Here is a 23,769-nt window from a genome sequence, read left to right as displayed (position 1 = left end):
GAAAGATGCGAGAGGAGATGCGCAGGATGCGCTATGAAATCGTGTTCAGCCCTACCGGCGGAACGCAGGAGGCGGCCAGGTTCCTCGGCGCCGCATGGGGGGACGAGGCCAGCCGGATTGACCTGTCTGACCCGCGGACGGACTTTGCCGCCTGCGTCTTTGCGCCGGAGGACGTCTGCCTCGTCGCGGTGCCCTCCTTCGGCGGACGCGTGCCGCAGGTAGCGGTGGAGCGTCTCTCCCAAATGCGGGGCGGCGGGGCGCAGGCCGTGCTCCTGTGCGTCTACGGAAACCGCGCCTACGACGACACGCTGCTGGAATTGAGGGAAACGCTCGAAAAGGCCGGTATGCGCTGCCGCGCTGCGGTCGCTGCGGTCGCGGAGCACTCCATCATGCATGCTTTCGCCGCGGGCAGGCCGGACGCACGCGACGAAGAAGAACTGCGGGCCTACGGCGAGCGGGTCAGAGAGAGGCTCGGGGAGGTGCCGGACGCGCCCGACGTGCGGGTGCCCGGCGCGTCTCCCTATCGGGAATACGGCGGTGTGCCGATGAAGCCCAAGGCGGGCAGGGCGTGCACCGCCTGTGGGCTGTGCGCGAGGAAATGCCCGGTCGGAGCCATCGACCCGCACGACCCGGCGAAGACGGACGAGAAGGCCTGTATCTCTTGCATGCGCTGCGTCTCGATCTGCCCAGCGCACGCGCGCAAGGTGAACGCCGCACTGGTCTTCGCGGCGTCGCAGAAGATGAAAAAGGCCTGCGAGGGCAGAAAGCCAAACGAACTGTTCCTGTGAACGACGAAGCACCCGAAAGCTGCTCTCGGGTGCGCGCGGGTCGGGAGATGGATCCATTCCTGGAATCACTGCATTGTATAGACATGCCTGTGCGGCATCGTGCGAGGTGCATATGGATATCTTATCGCTCGTTCATCAGCTTGCCAATGTGGCGCTTCTCCTTGCTTTAGGTATACTCGCCGTCATGGGCGCACGCGCATTGGCGATATACCTATCAAAAAACAGGTAAACACCAAAAGATAAGCCCCTGCCTTTGCGATCGTGCGCGATGGCAGGGTGGATTTTCCATGATGAAAGGCCATGCTTTCCCAGCGAAAGCATGGCCTTTGTCGATCATTTGGGGCGGCGCGGCAGAGCGGAAAAATCTACGACACCATCCCAGAACATAAAGTGCTTTGTTCATCTTCGCACGCCTGTACGCGGCCCAGGTACCAGCCGGTCACGCCGTCCTTTTTGACGATCCATCCGCGGGAGGTCTTTCGCACCAGCGACAGGCGGTCGCCCGCGCGCACGGGCAGCAGGTAGTCCGTTACGTCCATGCAGCGCTGCTCGTCCTCGTACAAAAAGCTTTGCGGCGCCCAAAGGCGGCGGCCGGTACTGCGCTGTTCGACCAGCGCGCAATCTCCCTCGCGCGCCAGCACGCGCACGCGGCAGTCGGTGTAGCGCAGATAAAAGGAATCCAAGCTCTTCGCCTGCGCGTCCAGCGCGGTTCCGGCAGGCAGATCGTCGTAGGCGGCGAATGTGAAACGGCCGTTTGCGGCGTCCTCAAAGATCACCGCGTTGAGCTGGCCGTCGTGCTTGATGCCGCAGCCGCCGTCGATGCTGATGATCCGCTGCCGCTCGCTGACGTAGGGATTGAAGCAGGGGTAGCGCGCGCTGTAGAGCGTAGTGGGCCAGTGCCCTACGACGACCCAGCGGGAAAAGGAGAGTCCCTGCTCTAAGAAATGGTCGCACTTGAGGTAGGGATGCGCCTGCGTGCCCGCGAGCGCGTCCACGTCCTCTGTGGGAATGCCGCCGTGGACGAAAAGGAGGTTTCCGGCGCTCAGTATGGTGGGCATTTCCCCCAAAAAGCGGATTTCCTGTTGAAAAAGCTTTCGCACGGCGCGGCGCGAGGCGCGCACGTCTTCGGCGTTTTCAACAGGCAGCCCGGCCTCTTCGCACATCTGCGAAAAGAGGCAGCCGCCGTAGCATGCCCGCATCCGGACGATATGCTCGTGCAAATCGCACGCGGTTTCCTCGTCGTCCCGCAAAATCCAGGTGAGCTGCCAAAGATCCACGTTGCCGGCCAGCGCGTGGACGGTGTGCGTTTTAAAAAGCTCCATGACGAGGCGCAGCGCGCCCAGGCTGTCCGGGCCTTTTTCGATGATGTCGCCCACGATGACGAGCACGTCGTCTGTGGAAAAGCGGATCTTTTGCAGCAGCGCCCGCAGGTGGCCGGGATGGGCGTGAACGTCGCTGACGGCGATCAACCGCCGCCCCTGCGGGATGTCGATATGTCGAACGGTCGTATTCATGCAAGCTCCTGCGTTTACAGACGGTATTCGTCGAGCATCCGGTCGATACCGCCGCGCGTATCGGAAAACATGATGCCCGCCGCGCGCTGCTTGGCGTCGTCGATCATGAGGTTCTTATGGCCGTCCGTCTCGAAGGGGACGAGCAGCTCCTTCACGCGATGACCCGCGCCCAGGCGGTCGAAGAGGTAACGGCAGACGTCGTAGGTGCTGTCGAAGTTCGCGCTGCCGTAGTTGTACACGCCGCTGGGCGCCGAAAGCAGCGCGGGGATGTTTTCGATGACCTCGCGCACGTAGGTGAAGCCCCGATGGTCGTCCGTTGCGGCGCGCACGGGCTTGCCGGTCGTGAGCGCGCCCAGGCACATGCCGACGACGCCCAGGCTGGAAGAGCAGAAGCGCACCGGCAGGTCGAACATCCAGGTCAGGCGCAGCGCGTAGAACCGATCGCATAGGGCGGCGGCGCGCCGCTCCGCCTCGACCTTGGTGCGCGCGTAGACGTTCGTAGGCGAGAGCGCCTCGTCCTCCCGATGGGGCGTGTCGCCGGGAAGCCCCGTGTAGACCTGATCGCTGCTGGCGTAGATGAGCGCAGCGCCCGCCTCCGCGCAGGCGCGCGCGATGTTCTCGGTGCCCAGGACGTTGACGTCGTGGGCAAGCTGCGGATTTTGCTCGCACACGTCGATGTGGGAGATGGCGGCGAAGTGCGCGACCGCATCCGGCCGCGCGTCCAGAATCGTGCGGCGGCAGGCTTCGGGGTCGGTGATGTCGAGGGAATCGTGCGGGGCCATCACGACGCGGAAGGCGGCGGAAAGGTCCTGTGCCATGCGCGAAGCGACAAAACCCGTGGAACCGGTAATGAGCAGCGTTTGCATAGGTCATACCTCCAAATTTCAGGATGTTTTTCGGAGCAGCCACAGGGAACCGAGCACGAGCAGCAGCGGGAAGACGATGGCCGCGAGCATGCCCAGCCTGAGCCCGGCATCGCCGGTAAACAGCGCGGCGAGGGCGCCTGCGCCCCTGTCGGAGATGAACCCGACGAGCCCAGGCCCTGCGGAGCAGCCGACGTCCCCGGCGAGCGCGAGCAGGGCGAAGAGCGCCGTGCCGCCCTGCGGGCAGCGCGCGGCGGAGAGGCTGAGCGTGCCCGGCCAGAGGATGCCCACCGAGAAGCCGCAGACCGCGCAGCCGAGCAGCGAGAGCAGCGGATTGGGGGAAAAGACGGTGAGCAGGTAGCAAAGGACGCACAGCAGGCTGGAGTAGAAAATACAGGCGTTCAGGCGCAGACGCGCGCCGAAGCGCCCGTAGAGCAGGCGCGAAAGCCCCATCAGCACGGCAAAGGCGCAGGGCCCCAGCAGATCGCCCACCGTCTTGGAGACGCGCAGGCCCTGCTCTGCGAACAGGGAGGCCCACTGGCTCATCGCCTGCTCCGCCGCGCCCGCGCACAGCATCAGCAGGAAGAAGAGCCAGAAGGAAGGCAGGCGGAGCAGCCCGCGCACGGACAGGTTTTCTCCCTCGCCCCCGAACGTGTTGATCGGCACGCGCGAGAAGAAAAAGGCGTTTGTCAGCGGAACGGCCGCCCAGAGCATCGGCAAAAAGCGCCAGCGGGCGATGCCGATGGTGGTGAAGTACAGCGTGGAGAGGAGCACGACGGCCACGTGTCCCCAGCAGTAAAAGGAGTGCAGGAGGCTCATCGCGGCCGCCTTCTCCTCGCCGGGCAGCGCCTCGACGATCGGGCTGGTGAGCACCTCGAGCAGGCCGCCGCCCAGCGCGTAGAGCACCATGGAACCGATCAGGCCCGCATAGGGGCTGGGGAGCGCGTAGGGCAGCACGCCCAGGCCGATCAGCCCTGTGCCGCACAGCACGTTCGCGGCGACGACGCACCAGCGGTAGCCCAGGCGAACCGCGTAGCGCGCGGCGGCCAGATCCACGATCATCTGGATGCCGAAGTTGAGCGTCACCAGAAAAGCGAGCTGAGAGAGCGAGATGCCGAACTGACGGGTAAAGGTGAGAAAGAGCAGCGGCGCGAGATTGTTGACCGCCGCATGCGAGATGCTGGAGGCGTAACAGCAATAGCGGGTGTGACGATACGTAAAGTGCATGGCGAGCGCTCCGATCGTATTTGGAATGATGGAAGGATTCGCCCCCAACCCCCAAAACCCTCTAATTCGCGCAAAAACCTGCGTGGGCATACAGGTTGACATATATAGGTGATCGATCTATAATGCGAGGAGATGGATAGGTAGAGAATCTATATATTGGGAGGTGAAGACATGGACAGGAGCATGACTTCGGGCAGCACGGGCATGCTGCTGCTGCGCCTGCTCGCGGAGGGGGACCTATACGGATACCAGATGATCGAGCGGCTGCGGGAGCGCTCAAGCGACGTGTTCAGCCTGAAGGCGGGCACGCTCTACCCGCTGCTGCACGCGCTGGAGGAACAGGGCGCGGTCGAAAGCTATGAACGGGCCACGCCGGAGCGCCGCGTCAGGCGTTACTATCATCTGACGCGGACAGGAAATCTGCTGCTTGAGCAGAAAGCCTCGGAGTGGCGGGTATTTTCCGAGGCGGTGGATCGGGTGCTCGCGGCGAAGGGAGGGGCCTCGCTTGCGTAAGGAGGCATACGTGGAGGCGGTGCTCGGGGGCGTCCGCTGGAAGCGCGCGCACGAGACCGTGCGGCGGGAGCTCGCCGCGCACGTGGAAGACCAAATGGAAGCGTACCTGCAAGACGGCATGCCAAAGGAGCAGGCGGAGGAGAAGGCGATTCTGGATATGGGGGACGCCGCGCAGGTGGCAAAGGGCTACGATCGGGTGCTGCGCCCGCGGACGGATCGGAGAATGCTGACAGTGCTCGCCGCGCTGTACCTCTTCGCGGCGCTCTTCGGCCTGCTGCGGCATGCGGTGAACCCGGACAAGGGCGGGCTATGGGCGGACGCGGCGGGGATGCTCCTGGGGGCGGGCGCGTTTGCGGCCGGGTACTTTCTGGACGTGCGGCCGTTCCTTCGCCGGGGCGCCGCCGTCTACCTCCTATATGCGCTGGGGCTGATTTTTTGCTATGTCGCGGCGTTTACCTGGGCGCTGCCGTTCAACCTGGATTGGGCGGTGGGCGGTTACTGGCTGCTGCTCGCCCCGCTGGCGCAGGCCTTTCTGATCGGGTCGATGCGGGGCAGGGGTCTTTGCGCCGGGGCGGCCTGCCTCGCCGCGCCGTGGCTGGTACACGCGCTGACCGAAGGGACTTTCAGCATGCTTGGCAGGGAGCTGCTGCTCGGAATCGGCCTCATGCTGCCCTTCTACGCCTTTGCCGCGGGTTTCTTTCCCCGCGTGCGTTTTCTTCCCCGGCTCTATGCGCTGGCGCTGCTGCTGCTCGCCGCGGGCCCGATTTGGACGGGCACATTTGGGGAGTATTTCGATTTGAACCCGTTCGGCGGGCGGCTTCGGGAAATGCCGCTCTTCCGTTTCGACGCGGCGGCTGGCGCGGGCAGCGGCGGATGGTTCCTGACGCGCGCCTTCGGCTGGGGAGCGTTCCTGATCGTCTCGGTTCCGTATCTCTCCCTGGCCTTCCTGTGTCTGAAAACGGGCGCGCGCAAAAAAGGAACGGGCGCGCAGATGATCTGCTCCGCCGTCGCCCTGTCTATGCTGATGCAGTACGCGTGCGGGCTGGCGAACGCGACGGGGACTTACGACAACCCGGCCTGGCCGATGCCGTTTTTCGATACGGAGGCGGCCTCCACGGTGCTCAACCTCTTTCAGATCGGGTTGGTCATGGGGATCGGGCGCATGGGCACGCTGCGTATGGATTGATGAAGACCCAGGGCTGGCCTGCTGTTTTTTCGCCGGCAGGACAGCCTCTTTTTGCGCGCTGGGACTTCTTCAAAGCAGTGGTTTTGTGATGGAATCCCCTTGTCAAGCATTGGCCGCGGGCACAGAGCGATGGGATTTGTAGATCTGCGTCGGTGATGCAACCGGCAGCATGCCGGTTTGTCTTTGCGAAATATTTTTCCGCGAGCCGTGGGAACGTAAAAGGCAGAAGGAAAAACATATGTTCGCATCGAACTTAAACGTAGATTTTTGCTTTTTACGCGGCGGGGAGGAAGACGCATGGACAGGACGATTCTGCATTGTGACCTGAACGGCTTTTACGCTTCCGTGGAGTGCATCCGCGACCCTTCGCTTCGCACGGTGCCCATGGCGGTGGCGGGCGACCCGAAGGCGCGTCACGGGATCATCCTGGCCAAGAACGAGCTGGCCAAGCGCGCGGGCGTCGTGACGGCGGAAACGGTGAGCCAGGCGCAGCGCAAGTGTCCGGGCCTCGTGCTGGTGCCGCCGCGCCACGACGTCTACGAGGATTACTCCCGGAAGGTCAACGCGCTTTACGAGCGGTACACCGACCTGATCGAGCCCTTCGGCATCGACGAGTCGTGGCTGGACGTGACGGGCAGCAGGCACCTCTTCGGGGACGGCAGGGCGATCGCCGACGCGCTGCGGGAGGCGGTCAAGCGAGAGCTGGACCTGACGATTTCGGTCGGCGTGTCGTACAACAAGGTCTTCGCCAAGCTCGGAAGCGACTACAAAAAGCCGGACGCGACCACGGTCATTACGCGCGAAAACTATCGGGAGATCGTCTGGCCGCTGCCCGTGACCGCCCTGCTGTACGTCGGCCGCGCGGCGGAGCGCACGCTTTTAGGCCTGCGCGTTCGCACCATCGGCGACCTCGCAGGGTGCGACCGGGCGCTGCTCGCTTCGCGTATGGGCAAGGCAGGCGAGATGCTCTACGACTACGCGAACGGTCTGGAATCGAGCCCCGTCGCTTCGTATTACGACAGGCGTGAGATCAAGAGCATCGGAAACGGCATGACATTTTCGCACGACCTTTCGGTCGCGGAGGACATCCGCTGGGCGGTCGCGCTGCTCGCGGACAGCGTGGCGACGCGCCTTCGCCGCCAGGGCGTGTTCTGCCGCGTGGTGCAGGTGCAGGTAAAGGATCCGGACTTTAAGAGCATCTCGCGCCAGCGGCGCCTGGACGCGCCGACCTGCGTAGCGCGGGAGATCGCCCGTGCGGCGCTCGCGCTGCTGACGGAGAACCGCAGCGCCTACAGCGCGATCCGCACGCTGACCGTCACCGGGGAGCAGATCGTGCGCACCGGTGAGGCGGAGGAGCAGGTGAGCTTCTTCGAGGCGGAAAGCCGGGAGGAACGCGCGCGCCAGCTGCGGCTGGAGCGGGCGATGGACCGCATCCGCGGCAAGTACGGACGGGAAGCGATCACGACGGGGCGCGCGATGGAGCGTCGCGACAACGCGCGGACAGAGGAGGACGCGCCGGAGGGGGATTGACGAGGAAACCTGCCGCCTGACGCGCGGGCGAAGCGCATGCCTCGCGCATTTTTTCTGAAAGGGCCGCGGCATACGTCCCTCCATTTATGCCCATACTAGGGTCGAAAGACACAGGAAGGGCGGGACAAACATGAGTGTAGGGAAGAGCGTTACGCGCAAGGAGGCCTACGACAAGGTCACGGGCCGCGCGCGCTATACCGCGGATATCCTGCGGCCGGGCAGTCTGCATGCCAGGCTGCTTACCTCGACGCAGGCGCACGCGATGATCAAGAGCCTGAACGTCGACAAGGCGCGCCAGGCAAAGGGCGTGAAGGCGGTCGTCACGGGGCTGGACGTGCCGATATGGGGCGGCGTGCTCATCAAGGACAGGCAGCCGATTGCGACCGACCGCGTGCGCTGCTACGGCGAGGTGATTGCCATCGTCGTCGCGCAGACAGAGCAGGAGGCCGCCGCCGCGCTGGAGCTGATCGAGGTCGAATACGAGGCGCTTCCGATCGTGGGTTCGGTCGCGGATGCGCTCGCGCCGGACGCGACGGTGATTCACAGCCAGCTCGGCAATTACGAGACGCCGGTTCAGGACGTGTACCCGGAGCCCGGCACCAATATCGCCTCCAGCTACAAGGTGCGCAAGGGCGACATGCAGGCGGGCTGGCAGGCCGCGGCCTACACCGCGCACAAGCGCTTTTCGCTGCCCGCCTCCGTTCATGCCTCGATGGAGACGCACGCGGCGCAGGCGGAGATTTTGCCCGACGGGCGCGTGCACATCGTCTCCTCCTCGCAGTCGCCTTACCAGATCAAGCAGCAGCTCTCGGACATGTTCAACCTGGACGAGGGCAAGGTTTGGGTGGACGTGCCGCTGGTCGGCGGCGGATTCGGCGGCAAGTCGGCGGTGCAGATCGAGATCCTCGCCTATGTCGCCTCGCGCGCCGCGGGCGGGCGCAACGTGCGCCTCGTCTATACGCGCGCCGACGAATTTACCACCGCGCCCTCGCGCCTTGCGCTGGAGGCGGACATCAAGCTGGGCGTGACCGCTGAGGGAATGCTCTGCGCGGGCGAGATGACCTATTGGCTGGACACGGGCGCCTATTCCGAGATCGGCCCCTACATGTCCAAGGCCATCGCCGTGGACTGCACGGGCCCCTACAACATCGAGAACCTGTCGGTGGACAGCATCTGCGTGTACACCAACCACAACTACGTGACGGCCTTCCGCGGCTTTTCGCACGAGTCCCTCACGCTTTGCGTGGAGCGCACCATGGACGCGCTTGCGGGCCTGCTTTGCATGTGCCCGGTCGAATTCAGACGGAAGAACGCCATTCGCCCGGGCAACCTCTCGCCTACGCAGGTGGAGCTTTCCCTCTCCAACGTCGGCAACCTGGAGGCCTGCATCGACAAGCTTTCTCAGCTTGTGGGTTCCGGCGAGGGGGATCTCATCGACATCGGCGACGGCAAGGTGCGTGCCAAGGGCTACGCCTGCCTCTGGAAGACGCCGAACCCGCCCGTCAACGCCTCGGCGGGCGCCGTCATCACCTTTAACTCCGACGGCAGCGTCAACCTCGTGACCGGCGCGGTGGAGATGGGCTCCGGCGGACAGACGGCCATCGCACAGATGCTGGCGGACAAGCTGCGCATGGGCTACGACCGGGTGCACGTGACGCTGGAGGTGGACACGCGCACGATGCCGGAGTACTACAAGACCGTGGCCTCGATGAGCACTTACCTCGTGGGGCGCGCGGTCATGGCCGCGGCGGAGGATGTGATCCGCCAGCTCAAGGAGACGGCGGCCATCGCCCTGCGGTGCCCGGAGGACGACCTGGACTTTGGCGAGGAGCGCGTCTTTTGCAAGGCCCAGCCCAAGTTCGCCATCGGCTTTCAGGATCTGGCGTTCGGGCTGAAGCATCCGGGCGGCAATACCGTGGGCAGGCAGATCGTGGGCCGCGGCGGCGCGGTGTTCAATCACCTGACGCCGCTCGCCCCGGACAACGGCAAGGGAAAGACCGGCCCGGCCTGGACGGTCGGCGCGCAGATGGTCGAGGTGGAATTCGACCGGCGCGAGTGCTCCTACCGCCTGATTCGTGCGGCTACGGTGATGGACGTGGGCAGGGTCATCGACCCCATGGCTTACGAGGGCATGGTGCGCGGCGGCATGAGCATGGGCCTCTCCCTCGCGCGGGAAGAGACGCTGCACTACGGTCCCGCATGCGAGAACCTCTCGACGAGCTTTCGGGCGTACAAGGTCATGCGCATCGGCGAGGAGCCGCAGTATCTGGTGCAGTTCGTGGAGACGCCCCAGCTCGACGCGCCGTTTGGCAACCGCGCCTACAGCGAGCACGGCATCATCGGCATGCCGGCAGCGCTGTGCAACGCGCTGTCGCGCGCGATAGGCAGGGACGTGGACATGCTGCCTGCGACGAACGAGAGCCTGTGGCGGCTGCTGCAAAGCGGCAATCAGGCAGGGGAGGTGATGGCATGATCGCTCATCCTTTTGAATATTACCGCCCGAAGACGGTTCAGGAGGCGGTTTGGGCCTACGGCGAGGCGGCCAAGAACGGCACGCCTCAATACTACGGCGGCGGCACGGAGATCATCACCATGGCGCGCATGGACTCGATCCGCCCCACGGCGGTCATCGATCTGAAGGGGATCCCGGAGCTGTCCGTGCTCAAGACGGACGGCGGCAGGCTGATCGCGGGCGGCTGCGTGACGCTCAGCGCGCTGCACGAGACGAACGCCTTTCCGCTGCTGGGCGCGACGGCGTCGCGCATCGCGGATCACACGAACCAGGTGCGCATCACGCTGGGCGGCAATCTCTCCGGTACGATCATCTACCGCGAGGCGGTGCTGCCGCTGCTGCTGGCGGACGCGACGCTCGTGCTGTGCGGACCGCAGGGCGAGCGCCGCGTGCCCATCGCGGAGGGCTTTCAGGAGCGCCTGCGGCGCGGGCAGGACGAATTCCTGGCGCAGGTGGCGGTGGAGCCGAAGTTCCTGCAGGCGCCCTGGGTGCACGTCAAAAAGGTCGCGGTGGAGAAGATCGGCTATCCGCTGGTGACCGTCGCGGCCATGAAGGTGGACGGGCAGATGCGCATCGCCGTCTCCGGCTACTGCGAATTCCCGTTCCGTTCGGCGGAGATGGAGCGCACGATGAATGACACGGGCCTGAGCGCGCGGGCGCGCGCCGAACAGATGGCGGGTCAGGCGCCCGCGGGCGTGCTGGCGGACCTGGGCGCGCAGGCAGATTTTCGCACGAAGGTGTTCATCGACACGGTGGAAGACACGATCAATACGCTGGAGGGGGAATGAGCATGGAGCATTACGCGGGAAGGAGCCTGATCACCCTTCGCGTCAACGGCGAGGAGCGAGAGGCGGCTGTCTGGCCTTCGGACGTGCTGGTGGACGTGCTGCGCGAGCAGCTCGGCCTCACGGGCCCGAAGATCGGCTGCAAGAACGGCGACTGCGGCGCGTGCACCGTCATCATGGACGGCTGGCCCGTGAAGAGCTGCCTTGTATTGGCGGTGGAGGCCGTAGGTCACGAGATCACCACGGTGGAGGGGCTGCAAAACGCGCCCATACAGCAGGCGTTCGTGGACTGTCAGGCGTTTCAGTGCGGCTACTGCACGTCGGGCTTCCTGATGGTCTGTCACGCGCTTTCGATGCGCCACCCGGATGCGGACGAGTGCATGGCGGAGGAGTGGCTGCAATCGAACCTGTGCCGCTGCACGAGCTATCAGGAGATTCGCGAGGCGCTTTCGCGGGTGCTGCCGGGCGCGGGCACGCCCACAAAGATCATGCCGTAAGCGGCGTCGGCCCAGCGGAAGCGATGCTTCCGCTGGGCCGCGTTTATTTTAGCGTTTCACGAAAACCTTTTCGGATTTTTACAATTTTGTAGGAGGAAAGCGGGCATATTGCATCGAAATTCTTCATCAATTATAAAGATGCTGTGCGCCGCGTAAGTCGCACGGAAGAGAGGACAACGTATGGATGTACACAAACTCGTACAGGAAATGACGCTGGAGGAAAAGGCGTCGCTTTGTTCCGGGGCGGATTTTTGGCATACCAAGGCCGTGGAGCGGCTGGGAATCCCCCAGATGATGGTCTCCGACGGGCCGCACGGCCTGCGCAAGCAGGATCAGTCCGCGGATCACCTGGGCATCAACGACAGCATCAAGGCCGTCTGCTTCCCGACGGCGGCAGGACTCGCCTGTTCCTTTGACCGGGAGCTGCTCTTCCGCGTGGGCGAGGCGCTGGGCAAGGAGTGCCAGGCTGAGGACGTGGGCGTCATCCTGGGCCCGGCGGCGAACATCAAGCGTTCCCCGCTGTGCGGGCGCAACTTCGAGTACTTTTCCGAAGACCCGTATCTGTCCGGCGAAATGGCGGCGGCGCATATTCGCGGCGTGCAGTCCAGAAACGTGGGCACCAGCCTGAAGCACTTCGCCGTCAACAACCAGGAGACGCGCCGCATGAGCGTGGACGCGCGGGTTGACGAACGCACGCAGCGCGAAATCTATCTGGCAAGTTTCGAGGGCGCGGTGAAGGGCGGACACCCCTGGACGGTGATGTGCTCTTACAACAGGATTAACGGCACCTATGCCAGCGAGAATCCACGGCTGCTGACCGGGATTCTCCGGGACGAATGGGGCTTTGACGGGTTCACCGTGACCGACTGGGGCGCGTGCAACGACCACGTGGCGGGCGTCGAGGCGGGACTGGACCTGGAGATGCCCTCCAGCGGCAGCTACAACGACGAGGCGCTCGTGCGCGCCGTGCGCGAGGCGCGCATTTCCGAGGCGGCCGTCGACCGCGCGGCGGAGCGCATCCTCACGGTGATGTACCGATACTTCGAGGGCCGCGACCGCACGGCGGTGTTCGACCGCGCGGCGCACCACAACCTCGCCCGGCTGGTGGCGCGGGAAAGCATGGTGCTGCTCAAAAACGACGGAAACCTTCTGCCGCTTTCGGCCTCGCGCCGCGTGGCGTTCATCGGGCCGTTCGTCAAGCGCCCGCGCTATCAGGGCGGCGGCAGCTCGCACATCAACGCCAGCGAGGAGACCTGCGCGATGGAGGCGGCCTCCGAGTACGCGGACGTCATCTATGCCCAGGGCTGCGGAACAAAGGAAGACCGCACGGAGCCGGAGCTGCTCCTGCGCGCCGTCAACGCGGCGCAGGCGGCGGACGTGGCGGTGCTGTTCGTGGGCCTGCCCGACAGCTTTGAGTCCGAGGGCTACGACCGAACCCACATGCGCCTGCCCGATTGCCAGAACGAGCTCATCCGTGAGGTGCTTAAGGTGCAGCGCCGCGTGGTCGTCGTGCTGCACAACGGTTCCCCGGTCGAGATGCCATGGGCGGACGAGGTGCCCGCCATCCTGGAGGCGTACCTGGGCGGTCAGGCGGTCGGCGGCGCCGTCGCGGACCTGCTGTTCGGCAAGGCGTCCCCCTGCGGCAAGCTGGCGGAGACGTTCCCCCTGCGCCTGGAAGACAATCCCTCTTATCTCAACTTCCCGGGCGACGGCGACACCGTGGAATACCGCGAGGGCATCTACGTCGGCTACCGCTATTACGACAAGCGCGGGGTCAACGTGCGCTTCCCGTTCGGCCATGGGCTGACCTATACGACGTTTGAATATGCGAATCTGCGTCTGGACAAGGTGCAGATGAAGGACACCGAGACGCTCACGGCGAGCGTGGACGTCACGAATACGGGCCGCGTCGCGGCCAAGGAGATCGTGCAGTTTTACGTCTCCCCGGCACACGCGGGGATTTCGCGGCCCGTCAAGGAGCTGCGCGGCTTTGAAAAGGTCTATCTGGAGCCGGGCGAGACGAAGACCGTGACCGTAGAACTGCCGCCGCGCGCGTTTGCGTATTACGAGACGGCGATCGCGGACTGGTTCGTGGAGCCGGGCGCCTATGCGGTGCTGGCGGCTGCTTCCAGCGCGGACGTCCGCGCGCAGGCGCGGGTCGAGATCGAGGCGACGCGCCGCCTGCCCGTGCACGTGCACGAAAACACGACGTTCGGCGACGCATTGAAGATTCCGGGCGCGGCCGAAATCCTAAAGCCCTTTACCGACGGCATCGGCGCGATGCTGGGCGGTGAAAACAGCGAGGCGCTGGGCGAAAGCACGCGCGAGATGGCGGCGGCCATGCTGCGCGATCTGCCGCTGCGCGCGGCGTTTGCGTTTGCGGGCGATAAGGCCGACCGCGGCAAGCTGCCGGCGATCGTCGCGGCGCTGAACGACGCGTCGAAGCGGGCACAGGCGTAAAGAAGCGGGGCTTCAAGGCGGTCTTTCCGCCTTGAAGCCCCGTCTTGTATGTAGCGTGTGCCGCGGCCGCCATGGACCGCCCCTTTGCCTTTAACTTACGCGTTTCTCCTTCTCGCTCTCGATGACGTCGCGCACGATGTACACCGGACGGCGCTTGGTTTCCACGTAGTTGCGGGCGAGGTATTCGCCGATGATGCCCAGGGCGAGGAGCTGAATGCCGCCCAGCAGCAATATCAGCGCGACCAGCGTGGGATAGCCTGCGATCTCGATGCCGATGATCAGCTTTTGCAGCACCACGACCAGCAGGTAGAGGAACGAGATGCCCGAAAAGATGAGTCCCAGCACGGTTGTCAGCCGAAGCGGCGCCGTGCTGAAGGAGACGATGCCCTCCACGGCGTACTGGAACAGCTTCCAAAACGACCACTTTGAGGTGCCGTTCGCGCGCTGCTGCACGTCGTAGGGCATGAAGTGGGTGTTGAAGCCGACGAACGAAAAGAGCCCCTTGGAGAAGCGGTAGTATTCGCTCATGGAGAGCACCGCATCGACCATCTTGCGGTTCATCATGCGAAAGTCGCTCGCGCCGGAGACGAATTCGACCTCCGACATGCGGTTGATGAGCTTGTAAAACGCGTTTTTATAGAACGTGAGCAGCCGGCTCTCCTTGCGGTCCTTCTGAAAGGCTGCGACGCAGTCGTAATCCGGATTGCTTTGCAGGAAGTCGAGCATTTCCATGGCGACCTCCGGCCGCTGCTGCATGTCCGCGTCGATGATGCAGGTGTACTCGCCGCTGGCGTGGTGAAGTCCGGCGTAGATGCCCGCTTCCTTGCCGAAATTGCGCGAGAAGTTGACGACCTTGACGCACGCGTCGCTCGCGGCGGCGATTTCCTTCAGCTTTTTCAGCGTGCCGTCCTTGGAGCCGTCGTTGATGAAGATCAGCTCGAAGTCGTCGGTCTTCTCGCGGACGACGCGCACAGCCTCGCTGTAAAAGAGCGCTACGTTGTCCTCTTCATTGTAACAGGGCACCACAAAGGATAAAAGCATTTGTATTCCTCCAAGGCATTTGTGCTTTGCGCACGGTGCAGATTTTTGTATTATACCACAGATCAGAGGATCACGTACAGCAGCACGCACAGATAGTGGCAGACAGCGCCCGCGAGCACGAAGAGATGCCAGATGCCATGCATGTAGCGGCGCCGGAGCGCGTAAAAGACGATGCCGCCCGTATAGCAGACGCCGCCCGCGATGAGCAGGTAGATGCCGGGCCGCGCGAGCGCGCGGAAGAGCGGCGGGAACGCGAAGACCACGCACCAGCCCATCGCGACGTAGCAGATCATCGAAAAGACCTTGAATCGCTCGATGCTGACCGCGTTGAGCACGACGCCCAGAATCGCCGCGGACCATACGACGGCGAAGATCGTCCAGCCCACGGGGCCGCGCAGCGTCACCAGGGTGATGGGCGTGTAGGTGCCTGCGATCAGCAGGAAGATCGAAGTGTGGTCGAGCACGCGCAGCACGGCCTTGGCTCTCTGGTTTGTGATCGCGTGATACAGCGTGGAGCAGGTGAACAGCAGGATCAGCGTGATGCCGAACGTAAGCCCGCCCGCGAACTTCCACGGGTCGCCGGAGAGGACGCCGAACACGACGTTGAGCACGAGCCCTGCGATCGAGAGCAGAACGCCGACGCCATGCGTCACGGAGTTCATAATTTCCTCGCCGCCGGTATAGAACTTCTGAAAGACCGAATTGGAAAGGGGGCTTGACCTTCGCATAATGACCTCCTGTGCGCCGTTGGGCGAAGTGGAATTTCAGGATTATTCTGCGCGCAGGTTCGATATTCCTTTCCTTTGCGGAAGGATTTTCTCAGGGGTACTTCGATCCCTCCTTGCGCAAGCGTCCAAACGGCGGTATACTAATGCTTTGAACTGCAAAATGAAAGAGGAGATGAGTACATGTTCAGAAGGATGACGCGCGCGCTGAAGCGGGCCGTGTGCGCGGTGGTGCTCTTCGTGCTGCGGCGCGCGCTGGACGTGCTGGGGCGGCGCGATTCGCGGGTACAGCGCGAGCTGTCGTCGCTGGGGGAGGGGTTCGTCCTGCGCCTTTCGACCGGCGAGGGCGGTCCGCAGCTTTGCGTACGGCTGACAGGCGGACGCGTCCGGCGTGCCGGGGCGGAGGAAAGCGCGGACGTGACCATCGCCCTCAAGAACCTGGACGCGGCGTTTCTATTGCTGACGGGGACGATTGGCGTCGCCCAGGCCTACGCGCAGCACCGATTCACACTGCGGGGCGACATCACCCGGACCATGCCGGTGGTGCGCTGCGTGGACATCGCGGAGAGCTATCTCTTTCCCTGGGTCTGGGCCGGGCGCATCCTGCGCCGCCGTCCCGGCAAGGAGATGACCAGCGTGGGGCTGTACCTGCGGGTATTCTGCCCGTTTGCCTGATGGCGCACTTATGACAGGAGGATGAAGGATGAATATGTATTTTGAATTTCAGACGCCGCCCCGGCTGCTCTCGGGCGCGTTTGCACTGGAAAATATCGCTCAGGAGCTGAAGTTGCTGGGCGCCGGGAGGCCGCTGCTCGTCAGCGACGCGGGGCTATTGAAGATCGGCGCGACGGGCCTGTGCGAGCGGGCGCTCAGCGAGCAGGGCATGCCGCCGCTGGAGATTTGGACGGACGTGCCGCCCGATTCGTCCGTCGCGCTGGTCGGGCGCATCGCGGCGCGCTATCGCGAGCTTTCCTGCGACAGCGTGGTGGCGGTGGGCGGCGGATCGGTGCTCGACACCGCCAAGGGCGTGTGCATGGTGATTTCGCAGGACGTGCAGGATTTGAGCGAGCTGATGGGCTGCGAGGTCATGCCGCGCGGCAGGCGCGTGCCGTTCATCGCGGTGCCGACGACGGCAGGCACGGGCTCGGAGGCGACGGCGGTCGCGGTCGTGCGCGACGACGGGCGCTCGATCAAGATGGAGTTCATCTCCGGCAACCTGCTGCCGGACGTGGCGGTGCTCGATCCGCGCATGACGCGCACGCTTCCCCCGCGCATCACGGCTTCCACCGGCATGGACGCGCTCTGCCACGCGGTCGAGGCGTTCTCTTGCCTGCAGCACAACCCGGTCAGCGACGCTTACGCGCAGGGCGCGATCTCGATGATTACCAGGAGCATTGAGCCCGCCGCCTCCGGCAAGGGCGGAGACGAGGCGCGCATGGAGATGGCGACGGCGGCCATGATGGCGGGCGCGGCGTTCTCCAACTCCATGGTCGGTCTGGTGCACGCGATCGGCCATGCGCTGGGCGGCGTGTGCCGCGTGCCCCACGGGGATGCGATGGCGATCCTGCTGCCGCACTGCATGCGCTTCAACCTGAACGTCTGCCGCGCGCGCTACGAGGAGCTGCTGCTCTTCCTCTGCGGGCCGGAAGCGTACGTAAAGACGCCCGCAGCCCAGCGGGCTCAGGCGTCCATCGCGTGTATCGAAGAGCTTTTGGGACGCTTAAACGGTCTGTGCGGACTGCCCGTGCGCCTGCGCGACACGAAGGCGCAGGAGACGGACTTTGCGCGCGTGGCCGAGGCAGCGGTCAACGATGGGGCGATGATCGTGAACCCCCGCGAGGCTACGCGGGAGGATGTCGTGGAAATTCTGAAGGCGGCATGGTGAGGAGGACTACGAATGAACATCGAAGAAATCGTAAACGCACAGCGCGCATACTTCCTGACCGGCGCGACGCGCCCGGTCGAGACCCGGATTGCCTGCCTGAAAAAGCTGCAGGACGAAATTCGCGCGCGCGAAGAGAAGATCAACGATGCCTTGAAAAAGGACCTGAACAAGGCGCCGTCCGAGACGTACATGACCGAAACGGGCCTCGCGCTCGACGAACTGCGCTGCCAGATCGGCCACATCCGCCGCTGGAGCCGCGAGCGCACGGTGGCGACGCCGCTCGCACAGTTCCCATCGCGCTCCTTTGTATCGCCCGAGCCCTACGGCGTCGCGCTCGTGATGGCGCCGTGGAACTACCCCTTCCAGCTCAGCATGGAGCCGCTGATCGGCGCGGTGGCGGCGGGCAACTGCGTGGTGCTCAAGCCCTCGGCCTACGCGCCCGCGACCTCGCAGGTGATGGCGGACATCGTGGCTTCGTGCTTTGCGCCGGAGCACGTGACCGTCGTGCAGGGCGGCAGGCAGGAGAATCAGGATCTGCTCAAGCAGCGCTTCGACACGATCTTCTTCACGGGCGGGGTGACGGTGGGGAAGCTCGTGATGGAATCCGCCGCGAAGCACCTGATCCCGGTGACGCTGGAGCTGGGCGGCAAGAGCCCGTGCATCGTGGACAGCACGGCGGATATCGCTGTGGCCGCCCGGCGCATCGCCTTTGGAAAGTACCTGAACGCGGGGCAGACCTGCGTGGCGCCGGACTACCTTCTGGTGCACGCGTCCGTCAGGGACGCGCTGCTTTCAGGCATTCAAAAGGAGATTCGCAGCTTTTTCGGCGAACGTCCGCTCGATTGTGAAAACCTGCCGCGCATCGTGAACGAAAAGCACATGGCGCGGCTGAAGGGGCTCATCGAAGGCGAACAGGTCGTCTGCGGCGGCGAGACGCAGGGGCTGCGCATGGCTCCGACGATTCTGACCGGCGTGACGCGGGAGAGCCCCATCATGCAGGAGGAAATCTTTGGACCGATCCTGCCGGTGATGACCTTTGAGGACGTCGGCGAGGTGATCGACTTCGTACGGGAGGGCGAAAAGCCGTTGGCGCTCTACCTGTTTACGACCGACAAGGCCGTGCAGAGGCGCATTCTGGACAGCCTGTCTTTCGGCGGCGGCTGCGTAAACGATACGATTATCCACCTGGCGACGACGCACATGGGCTTTGGCGGCGTCGGAAACAGCGGTATGGGCAGCTACCACGGCAGGCGCAGCTTTGAAACCTTCAGCCACATGCGTTCCATCGTCAAAAAGGCCAACTGGCTGGACCTGCCGATGCGCTATCACCCCTATAAGGGATGGAAGGACAAGATGATCCGCATGTTCCTGCGCTGACGCACCCTTGCTTTTTGGCGGGATCGGGCGTAAAATGAGACGGTTACTTCGGAAGAAAAGAGGAAATTCGCCTCGTGTTCAGCAATCAGGACCTCAAGCGGCTGATCCTGCCGCTCTTCGTCGAACAGGTGCTCGCCATCGCGGTCGGCATGATCGACGTGATGATGGTATCCTACGCGGGCGAGGCCGCCGTTTCCGGCGTCTCGCTGGTGGATATGGTCGCAGTCGTGCTCATCAACGTCTTTTCCGCGCTGGCGACGGGCGGCGCGGTCGTTTGCGCGCAGTATCTGGGCCGACGCGACCGTGGGCTCGCCTGCAGGTCCGCGGAGCAGCTGCTCTTCATCTCCACGGCCATCGGCGCATGCATCATGGCCATAACGCTCCTGCTGGCCGCGCCGATCATCCGCCTCTTCTTCGGCTCTATCGAGGCGGACGTATTCGAGGCGGCGCTCGTGTACTTCCGCATCACCGCCGTTTCCTATCCGTTCCTCGCGGTGTACAACGCGGGCGCTGCCCTGTACCGGGCGATGGGCAACTCGCGCATCTCCATGCTGGTTTCGTTGGTGATGAACGCGGTCAACATCGTCCTCAACGCGCTGTTTATCTTCCTGTTTCATATCCCGGTGGCGGGCGTGGCCGTCGCGACGCTCGTTTCGCGCGTGGTCGCTGCGGCGATGATGATGCGCCTGCTCGGGGACGTCCGCAACCCCGTCTGCGTCCGAACGCTGAGAGGCTTTCGACCCGACGGCGAGATGATTCGCCGCATCCTGCACATTGGCGTGCCCAATGGGCTGGAAAACGGCCTGTTCGAGCTCGGACGCGTGCTGGTGGTTGCCATCATCGCGACGTTCGGCACCACGCAGATCGCCGCCAACGCGGTCGCCAATACGCTGGACGGCCTGGGCACGATCCCCGGCAAGGCGGTCAACCTGGCGATGATTACCGTCATCGGCCAATGCGTGGGCGCGGGCGATGCGGAGCAGGCAAAGCATTACACGAAGAAGCTGCTGAAGCTCTCCTATCTGGGAACGCTTGCCATCAACGCGGGCATTCTGCTGCTGCTTCCGCTGATCTTAAAGGCCTACGGCAACCTGTCGTCGGAGACGCTCAAGCTCACCCGCACGCTGGTATGGATTCACGACGGGCTGGCGATCCTGATGTGGCCGCTGTCCTTTACGCTGCCAAATGCCCTGCGCGCGGCGGGCGACGTGCGTTTTCCGATGGTCGTGTCCATCGCCTCGATGGTCGTCTTCCGCATCGTGCTTAGCGTCGTGCTCGGCATCGGGCTGGGCCTTGGCGCTGTCGGCGTGTGGATCGCGATGATCGTAGATTGGTGCTGCCGCATCGTCTGCTTTGTCCTGCGTTACCGCAGCGGCAAGTGGATGGGCATGCGGGCAATTTGAGGAGGATGGACGATGGAGAGGATGCCCAACGACCCCGTGATGCTGCTCAGCCTGGTCAATATGCGCCTGCGCGACCGCTATACGACGCTTCAGGCGTTGTGCGAAGACCTCGGCTGGGAAGAGGGCGCGCTGCGCGAAAAGCTTGAAAACATCAGCTATCGCTACAGCGAAGCGCAGAATCAATTCGTATAGGAGATCCGTTTATCGAAAAACGCCCCGATCAGAAAGTTGTCGAAATTTTCTGATCGGGGCGTTTTATCGGAATAAAGCGCGGCACAAAGCCGTCTGACGTACAGGAAAAGGCACGGCGGAAGAAGATGAAGGAGGCGTTGGGGGCGCTGCGCCCGGCGTTCGCGCTTCAATTTGGCACAGCCTGCGCGCCGGCTCCTTCGCCGTTAAAAAGCCCGTTCCTATCCCCTCGCGGAGGTCAAATCCTCGAACCGCGCGCGGACGAGCGCGGCGAGCGCCCGCGGCTCCACCTCCACCTGATGGCCGATCTTGCCCGCGCTCACGAGGATGCGCTGCTGCGAAAGGGCGCTCTCGTGTATGAAGGTAGGAAAAACTTTTTTCATGCCTACGGGGCTGCAACCGCCCCGGATGTATCCGGTGACCGAGAGCAGGTCCTTTACGGGCAGCATCTCGATGGCCTTTTCGCCCGCCGCGCGCGCGGCCTTTTTGAGGTCCAGTTCTTCCGCGACGGGAATCACGAAGACGAAGTAAGCGCGGCTCTTTCCCTGCGTCACGAGCGTCTTGAAGACGCGGGCCGGGTCGACGCCGAGCACGGAGGCTACGTGCACGCCGTCGATGCCGCCCTCCGGGTCGTATTCGTGGGGGGTGTAGGCGACCTGCGCGCGTTCCAGCGCGCGCATGGCGTTTGTCTTGATTTCCTTTTCCTTCACGGGGATGCGCCTGCCTTTTTGATCTGATGCAGGCATTGTAGCATACGGCTTGCCGCGTCCGCTATGCGCAAAATGGACGAAAATAGGCGGCGCCGGAGGATATGCGCGCTTGACAGCGGAACGCGTTCTGGGGGATAATGGAGAAAAAGAGGCCCCGGAACAGAAAAATCAACCGGAGGTGGAATGTATGACGATGATGGAAAGGCTGAAAACCGCGAGGGCGTTTGACGCGCTGGGGCTCGGCGAGGTCATGCTGCGGCTTTCGCCCGTGAACCACGAGCGCATCGGCCAGGGGGACGTGTTTGAAAAGCGCGCGGGCGGCTCGGAATTGAACGTCGTTTCCGGCATATCGCTGCTGGGCCTGCGCACGGGCGTCATCACCAAGCTGCCGCACAACGAGATCGGCAGCTTCATCAAGAATCGCATCCGTTTTTGCGGCGTCAGCGACGACTACCTGATCTACGACGCGGAGCGCGGGGCGCGCCTCGGCATCTACTACTACGAAGGCGGCGCTTACCCCAGAAAGTCCAGCGTGGTGTATGACCGGGCGGGCTCGGCCTTCACCACGCTGGAGCTCAGCGAGCTGCCGGAGAGCATGTATGCGTCGACCCGGCTCTTCCATACCAGCGGCATTACGCTCGCGCTGACCGGGCACACCTGCGCTACGGGGGTAGAGATGATCAAGCGTTTTCATGAAGCGGGCGCGGTCATCTCGTTTGACTGCAATTACCGCGCCAACCTCTGGGATGAGGACCGCGCGCGGGAGGTCATCCAGGGCATTTTGCCGATGGTGGACATCCTCTTCGTCTCCGAAGAGACGAGCCGTCGCATGATGGCCCGCACGGGCACCATGGAGGAGATCATGCGCGGTTACTGCGACCAGTTCGGCATATCCGCCGTCGCCTCCACCGCGCGCACGATCATCAGCCCGCGCAAGCATACCTTCACCTCGACCATCTACAGCGCGGAGCGAAACGCTTTTTTCACCGAGGAGCCCTACCGCAACATCGAGGTCATCGACCGCATCGGCAGCGGCGACGCTTATGTCGCGGGCGTGCTGTATGGCCTGCTCTCCTCCGGCGACTTTGAACGCGCCCTGCGCTACGGCAACGCGATGTCCGCGATCAAGAATACCGTGCCCGGCGACCTGCCGGACAGCAGCCCGGGAGAGATCGAGCGGATCATCTGCGATCATCAGACGGGCAGCAAGAGCGAAATGAACCGATGAACCCGGACGCGCCCTTATGCGCATTGCGCTTTGGCCCGGTATGTGGTAAGCTTTGGGGGACGATAGGAAAGCGAAAGGGGTGCGGATTATGAAAGGCCGCATGGTCAAGAGGATTTTATGGGGGCTTGTGCTCGCCGTGCTCGTCCTGGGGGCGGCCGTTGGTCTCTATGTGGGCTACGTGGCCGTGCAGTACAACCGCATCCCGGATGGGGAGAAGCTCACGGTCGAAAACCCGCAGGAGGCGGCGCTCGAGCCCGGCAGGGAGTACACGGCGGCGACGTACAACATCGGCTTTGGCGCGTACGGGCCGGATTACAGCTTTTTCATGGATACGGGTGTGATGAAGAGCGGCGAGGCTGTCAGCGGACGCTACGGCAAGGCGATCAGCGCTGAATCGGTCGCGCAGCATACGCGCGGCGCGGCGGAGACGATCGCCGCGCTCTCGCCGGACTTCGTGCTTCTGCAGGAGGTCGATCTGGACGCGGATCGCAGCTATCACCTGAATCAGTGGGAGAACCTGCGAAAGACGCTGCCTGGGTACGGCAGCGTGTTCGCGGTGAACTTCCATACGCCCTTTCTGGCGTATCCCTTTCACGACCCGCATGGGGCGACGACGGCGGGCTTGGGCGTGCTCAGCCGCTACCGGATCGACGAGAGCGTGCGCCGGAGCTATCCGATCTCGGAGGCGTTCCCGGACAAGTTCTTCGACCTGGACCGCTGCTTTGCCGTGAACCGTCTTCCTGTCGAGGGCGGCGGCGAGCTCGTGCTGATCAACAGCCACATGTCCGCCTACGACGAGGGCGGCGTGTACCGTCAGCAGCAGATGGACATGCTCGCCGGGATGATGTCGGATGAATACGCGAAAGGAAACTACGTCATCGTCGGCGGAGACTTCAACCATGCCCTGGGCACCGAGGCGGCCGAGGCGTTTGAGTCCCAGCAGGAGTTCCCGGCCTGGGTCGCCATTCTGGACGAGCGGGACCTGCCGGAGGGAATCCGCATTCAGAAGGCGGAGAACCAGCTGGAGGTACCCACCTGCCGGGCTGCGGAAATTCCGTATGAAAAGGGCGTCAACTTCGTGACGGTCGTTGACGGCTTCCTCGTCTCGGCGAATGTCGAGGCAACGGCGGAAAACATCGACACGGACTTCGCCTACAGCGACCATAACCCCGTACTGCTCCGCTTTACGCTGAAGCCGTAACGGAGCGAAGATGGACCGCAGAGCACCTGCGGTCCATTTCTTTTTTAAATATTCTACAAACGTAGAATATTGGGTTGACAATTACGTTCTACGGATGTAGAATATAAACAGAAAAACGACAAATGTAGAATGAAT

The 23,769-nt window shown here is 63.7% G+C and carries 21 protein-coding genes; 15 read left to right on the top strand and 6 right to left on the bottom strand.

From position 1 onward, the window contains the following. The first annotated feature begins 26 nt into the window (after positions 1-26). On the top strand, positions 27-788 hold the full coding sequence (locus tag C1725_RS14965; RefSeq protein WP_346026704.1) for a 4Fe-4S binding protein: 762 nt from the start codon (positions 27-29) through the stop codon (positions 786-788). A 365-nt stretch (positions 789-1,153) separates the two neighbouring features. On the opposite strand, the gene C1725_RS14960 is transcribed toward C1725_RS14965, so the two are convergent. From C1725_RS14960 to C1725_RS14950, 3 genes are read right to left on the bottom strand one after another with little or no spacing between them, the layout of a single operon-like run. Continuing rightward, positions 1,154-2,302 (bottom strand): metallophosphoesterase, encoded by a 1,149-nt coding sequence (locus C1725_RS14960; protein ID WP_102412368.1) that lies wholly within the window; start codon positions 2,300-2,302, stop codon positions 1,154-1,156. 14 nt (positions 2,303-2,316) lie between these two features. After that, positions 2,317-3,168: a sugar nucleotide-binding protein gene (locus tag C1725_RS14955; protein WP_102412367.1), complete on the bottom strand. Its 852-nt coding sequence runs from the start codon at positions 3,166-3,168 to the stop codon at positions 2,317-2,319. Positions 3,169-3,186: 18 nt separating this feature from the next. After that, positions 3,187-4,392, bottom strand: a complete 1,206-nt coding sequence (locus tag C1725_RS14950) for an MFS transporter (protein ID WP_102413359.1) — start codon at positions 4,390-4,392, stop codon at positions 3,187-3,189. A gap of 171 nt (positions 4,393-4,563) precedes the next feature. Between C1725_RS14950 and C1725_RS14945 the strand changes: the two genes are divergently transcribed. From C1725_RS14945 to C1725_RS14915, 7 genes are all read left to right on the top strand, one after another. Continuing rightward, entirely contained in the window at positions 4,564-4,905 is a 342-nt protein-coding gene (locus tag C1725_RS14945) for a helix-turn-helix transcriptional regulator (protein ID WP_102412366.1), read from the top strand. After that, positions 4,898-6,091 carry a permease prefix domain 1-containing protein gene (locus tag C1725_RS14940; protein ID WP_102412365.1) on the top strand — a complete coding sequence of 398 codons (1,194 nt, stop codon included), beginning with the start codon at positions 4,898-4,900 and terminating at the stop codon, positions 6,089-6,091. Before C1725_RS14945 ends, C1725_RS14940 begins: the two co-directional genes overlap by 8 nt. 297 nt (positions 6,092-6,388) lie before the next feature. Further along, on the top strand, positions 6,389-7,621 hold the full coding sequence (dinB, locus tag C1725_RS14935; RefSeq protein WP_102412364.1) for a DNA polymerase IV: 1,233 nt from the start codon (positions 6,389-6,391) through the stop codon (positions 7,619-7,621). A 130-nt stretch (positions 7,622-7,751) separates the two neighbouring features. After that, on the top strand, positions 7,752-10,094 hold the full coding sequence (locus C1725_RS14930; protein ID WP_102412363.1) for a molybdopterin cofactor-binding domain-containing protein: 2,343 nt from the start codon (positions 7,752-7,754) through the stop codon (positions 10,092-10,094). Further along, positions 10,091-10,921 carry an FAD binding domain-containing protein gene (locus tag C1725_RS14925; protein WP_102412362.1) on the top strand — a complete coding sequence of 277 codons (831 nt, stop codon included), beginning with the start codon at positions 10,091-10,093 and terminating at the stop codon, positions 10,919-10,921. Before C1725_RS14930 ends, C1725_RS14925 begins: the two co-directional genes overlap by 4 nt. Before the next feature lie 2 nt (positions 10,922-10,923). Then, a complete protein-coding gene (locus C1725_RS14920) occupies positions 10,924-11,415 on the top strand; it encodes a 2Fe-2S iron-sulfur cluster-binding protein (RefSeq protein WP_102412361.1) in 492 nt (163 codons plus the stop codon). Positions 11,416-11,595: 180 nt separating this feature from the next. Next, a complete protein-coding gene (locus C1725_RS14915) occupies positions 11,596-13,875 on the top strand; it encodes a glycoside hydrolase family 3 C-terminal domain-containing protein (RefSeq protein WP_102412360.1) in 2,280 nt (759 codons plus the stop codon). Positions 13,876-13,965: 90 nt separating this feature from the next. Here C1725_RS14915 and C1725_RS14910 read toward each other — a convergent pair whose 3' ends face one another. Both C1725_RS14910 and trhA read right to left on the bottom strand, forming a co-directional pair. Beyond that, positions 13,966-14,916 carry a glycosyltransferase gene (locus C1725_RS14910; RefSeq protein WP_102412359.1) on the bottom strand — a complete coding sequence of 317 codons (951 nt, stop codon included), beginning with the start codon at positions 14,914-14,916 and terminating at the stop codon, positions 13,966-13,968. Positions 14,917-14,978: 62 nt separating this feature from the next. After that, complete coding sequence (gene trhA, locus C1725_RS14905) at positions 14,979-15,644, bottom strand: PAQR family membrane homeostasis protein TrhA (protein ID WP_102412358.1); 666 nt, start codon at positions 15,642-15,644, stop codon at positions 14,979-14,981. 180 nt (positions 15,645-15,824) lie between these two features. Between trhA and C1725_RS14900 the strand changes: the two genes are divergently transcribed. From C1725_RS14900 to C1725_RS14880, 5 genes are all read left to right on the top strand, one after another. Beyond that, positions 15,825-16,316, top strand: a complete 492-nt coding sequence (locus C1725_RS14900) for an SCP2 sterol-binding domain-containing protein (protein WP_102412357.1) — start codon at positions 15,825-15,827, stop codon at positions 16,314-16,316. Positions 16,317-16,344: 28 nt separating this feature from the next. Next, positions 16,345-17,526 carry an iron-containing alcohol dehydrogenase gene (locus C1725_RS14895; RefSeq protein ID WP_102412356.1) on the top strand — a complete coding sequence of 394 codons (1,182 nt, stop codon included), beginning with the start codon at positions 16,345-16,347 and terminating at the stop codon, positions 17,524-17,526. 12 nt (positions 17,527-17,538) lie between these two features. Next, positions 17,539-18,903: an aldehyde dehydrogenase family protein gene (locus tag C1725_RS14890; RefSeq protein WP_102412355.1), complete on the top strand. Its 1,365-nt coding sequence runs from the start codon at positions 17,539-17,541 to the stop codon at positions 18,901-18,903. A 74-nt stretch (positions 18,904-18,977) separates the two neighbouring features. Further along, complete coding sequence (locus C1725_RS14885) at positions 18,978-20,306, top strand: MATE family efflux transporter (protein WP_346026703.1); 1,329 nt, start codon at positions 18,978-18,980, stop codon at positions 20,304-20,306. 12 nt (positions 20,307-20,318) lie between these two features. Further along, the gene (locus C1725_RS14880) at positions 20,319-20,498 is read left to right on the top strand and encodes a DUF4250 family protein (protein ID WP_102412353.1); all 180 of its coding nucleotides are present in this window, start codon (positions 20,319-20,321) and stop codon (positions 20,496-20,498) included. A gap of 218 nt (positions 20,499-20,716) precedes the next feature. Here the strand turns inward: C1725_RS14880 and ybaK are convergent, their stop codons facing one another. Further along, positions 20,717-21,175, bottom strand: coding sequence for a Cys-tRNA(Pro) deacylase (gene ybaK, locus C1725_RS14875; protein ID WP_346026900.1), 459 nt, complete (start codon positions 21,173-21,175; stop codon positions 20,717-20,719). 217 nt (positions 21,176-21,392) lie between these two features. On the opposite strand from ybaK, the gene C1725_RS14870 reads away from it, so the two are divergent. Then, positions 21,393-22,433 (top strand): sugar kinase, encoded by a 1,041-nt coding sequence (locus tag C1725_RS14870; RefSeq protein WP_428829589.1) that lies wholly within the window; start codon positions 21,393-21,395, stop codon positions 22,431-22,433. Between the two features lie 88 nt (positions 22,434-22,521). After that, complete coding sequence (locus C1725_RS14865) at positions 22,522-23,634, top strand: endonuclease/exonuclease/phosphatase family protein (RefSeq protein ID WP_102412351.1); 1,113 nt, start codon at positions 22,522-22,524, stop codon at positions 23,632-23,634. The last annotated feature ends 135 nt before the right edge of the window (positions 23,635-23,769 follow it).

The organism is Beduinella massiliensis (genome assembly GCF_900199405.1).
Lineage (GTDB): Bacteria > Bacillota > Clostridia > Christensenellales > Aristaeellaceae > Beduinella > Beduinella massiliensis.
This window is presented reverse-complemented; position numbering and strand designations above follow the sequence as displayed.

Excerpts from the sequence above, each read along its gene's own strand:
- C1725_RS14920 (WP_102412361.1), top strand. The coding sequence starts at position 10,924 with ATGGAGCATTACGCGGGAAGGAGCCTGATCACCCTTCGCGTCAACGGC.
- C1725_RS14955 (WP_102412367.1), bottom strand. The coding sequence starts at position 3,168 with ATGCAAACGCTGCTCATTACCGGTTCCACGGGTTTTGTCGCTTCGCGC.
- C1725_RS14925 (WP_102412362.1), top strand. The coding sequence starts at position 10,091 with ATGATCGCTCATCCTTTTGAATATTACCGCCCGAAGACGGTTCAGGAG.
- C1725_RS14865 (WP_102412351.1), top strand. The coding sequence starts at position 22,522 with ATGAAAGGCCGCATGGTCAAGAGGATTTTATGGGGGCTTGTGCTCGCC.
- C1725_RS14895 (WP_102412356.1), top strand. The coding sequence starts at position 16,345 with ATGAATATGTATTTTGAATTTCAGACGCCGCCCCGGCTGCTCTCGGGC.
- C1725_RS14890 (WP_102412355.1), top strand. The coding sequence starts at position 17,539 with ATGAACATCGAAGAAATCGTAAACGCACAGCGCGCATACTTCCTGACC.
- C1725_RS14870 (WP_428829589.1), top strand. The coding sequence starts at position 21,393 with ATGACGATGATGGAAAGGCTGAAAACCGCGAGGGCGTTTGACGCGCTG.
- C1725_RS14945 (WP_102412366.1), top strand. The coding sequence starts at position 4,564 with ATGGACAGGAGCATGACTTCGGGCAGCACGGGCATGCTGCTGCTGCGC.
- C1725_RS14930 (WP_102412363.1), top strand. The coding sequence starts at position 7,752 with ATGAGTGTAGGGAAGAGCGTTACGCGCAAGGAGGCCTACGACAAGGTC.
- C1725_RS14960 (WP_102412368.1), bottom strand. The coding sequence starts at position 2,302 with ATGAATACGACCGTTCGACATATCGACATCCCGCAGGGGCGGCGGTTG.
- C1725_RS14880 (WP_102412353.1), top strand. The coding sequence starts at position 20,319 with ATGGAGAGGATGCCCAACGACCCCGTGATGCTGCTCAGCCTGGTCAAT.
- C1725_RS14910 (WP_102412359.1), bottom strand. The coding sequence starts at position 14,916 with ATGCTTTTATCCTTTGTGGTGCCCTGTTACAATGAAGAGGACAACGTA.
- C1725_RS14915 (WP_102412360.1), top strand. The coding sequence starts at position 11,596 with ATGGATGTACACAAACTCGTACAGGAAATGACGCTGGAGGAAAAGGCG.
- C1725_RS14950 (WP_102413359.1), bottom strand. The coding sequence starts at position 4,392 with ATGCACTTTACGTATCGTCACACCCGCTATTGCTGTTACGCCTCCAGC.
- trhA (WP_102412358.1), bottom strand. The coding sequence starts at position 15,644 with ATGCGAAGGTCAAGCCCCCTTTCCAATTCGGTCTTTCAGAAGTTCTAT.
- dinB (WP_102412364.1), top strand. The coding sequence starts at position 6,389 with ATGGACAGGACGATTCTGCATTGTGACCTGAACGGCTTTTACGCTTCC.
- C1725_RS14965 (WP_346026704.1), top strand. The coding sequence starts at position 27 with ATGCGCTATGAAATCGTGTTCAGCCCTACCGGCGGAACGCAGGAGGCG.
- ybaK (WP_346026900.1), bottom strand. The coding sequence starts at position 21,175 with ATGCGCGCGCTGGAACGCGCGCAGGTCGCCTACACCCCCCACGAATAC.
- C1725_RS14900 (WP_102412357.1), top strand. The coding sequence starts at position 15,825 with ATGTTCAGAAGGATGACGCGCGCGCTGAAGCGGGCCGTGTGCGCGGTG.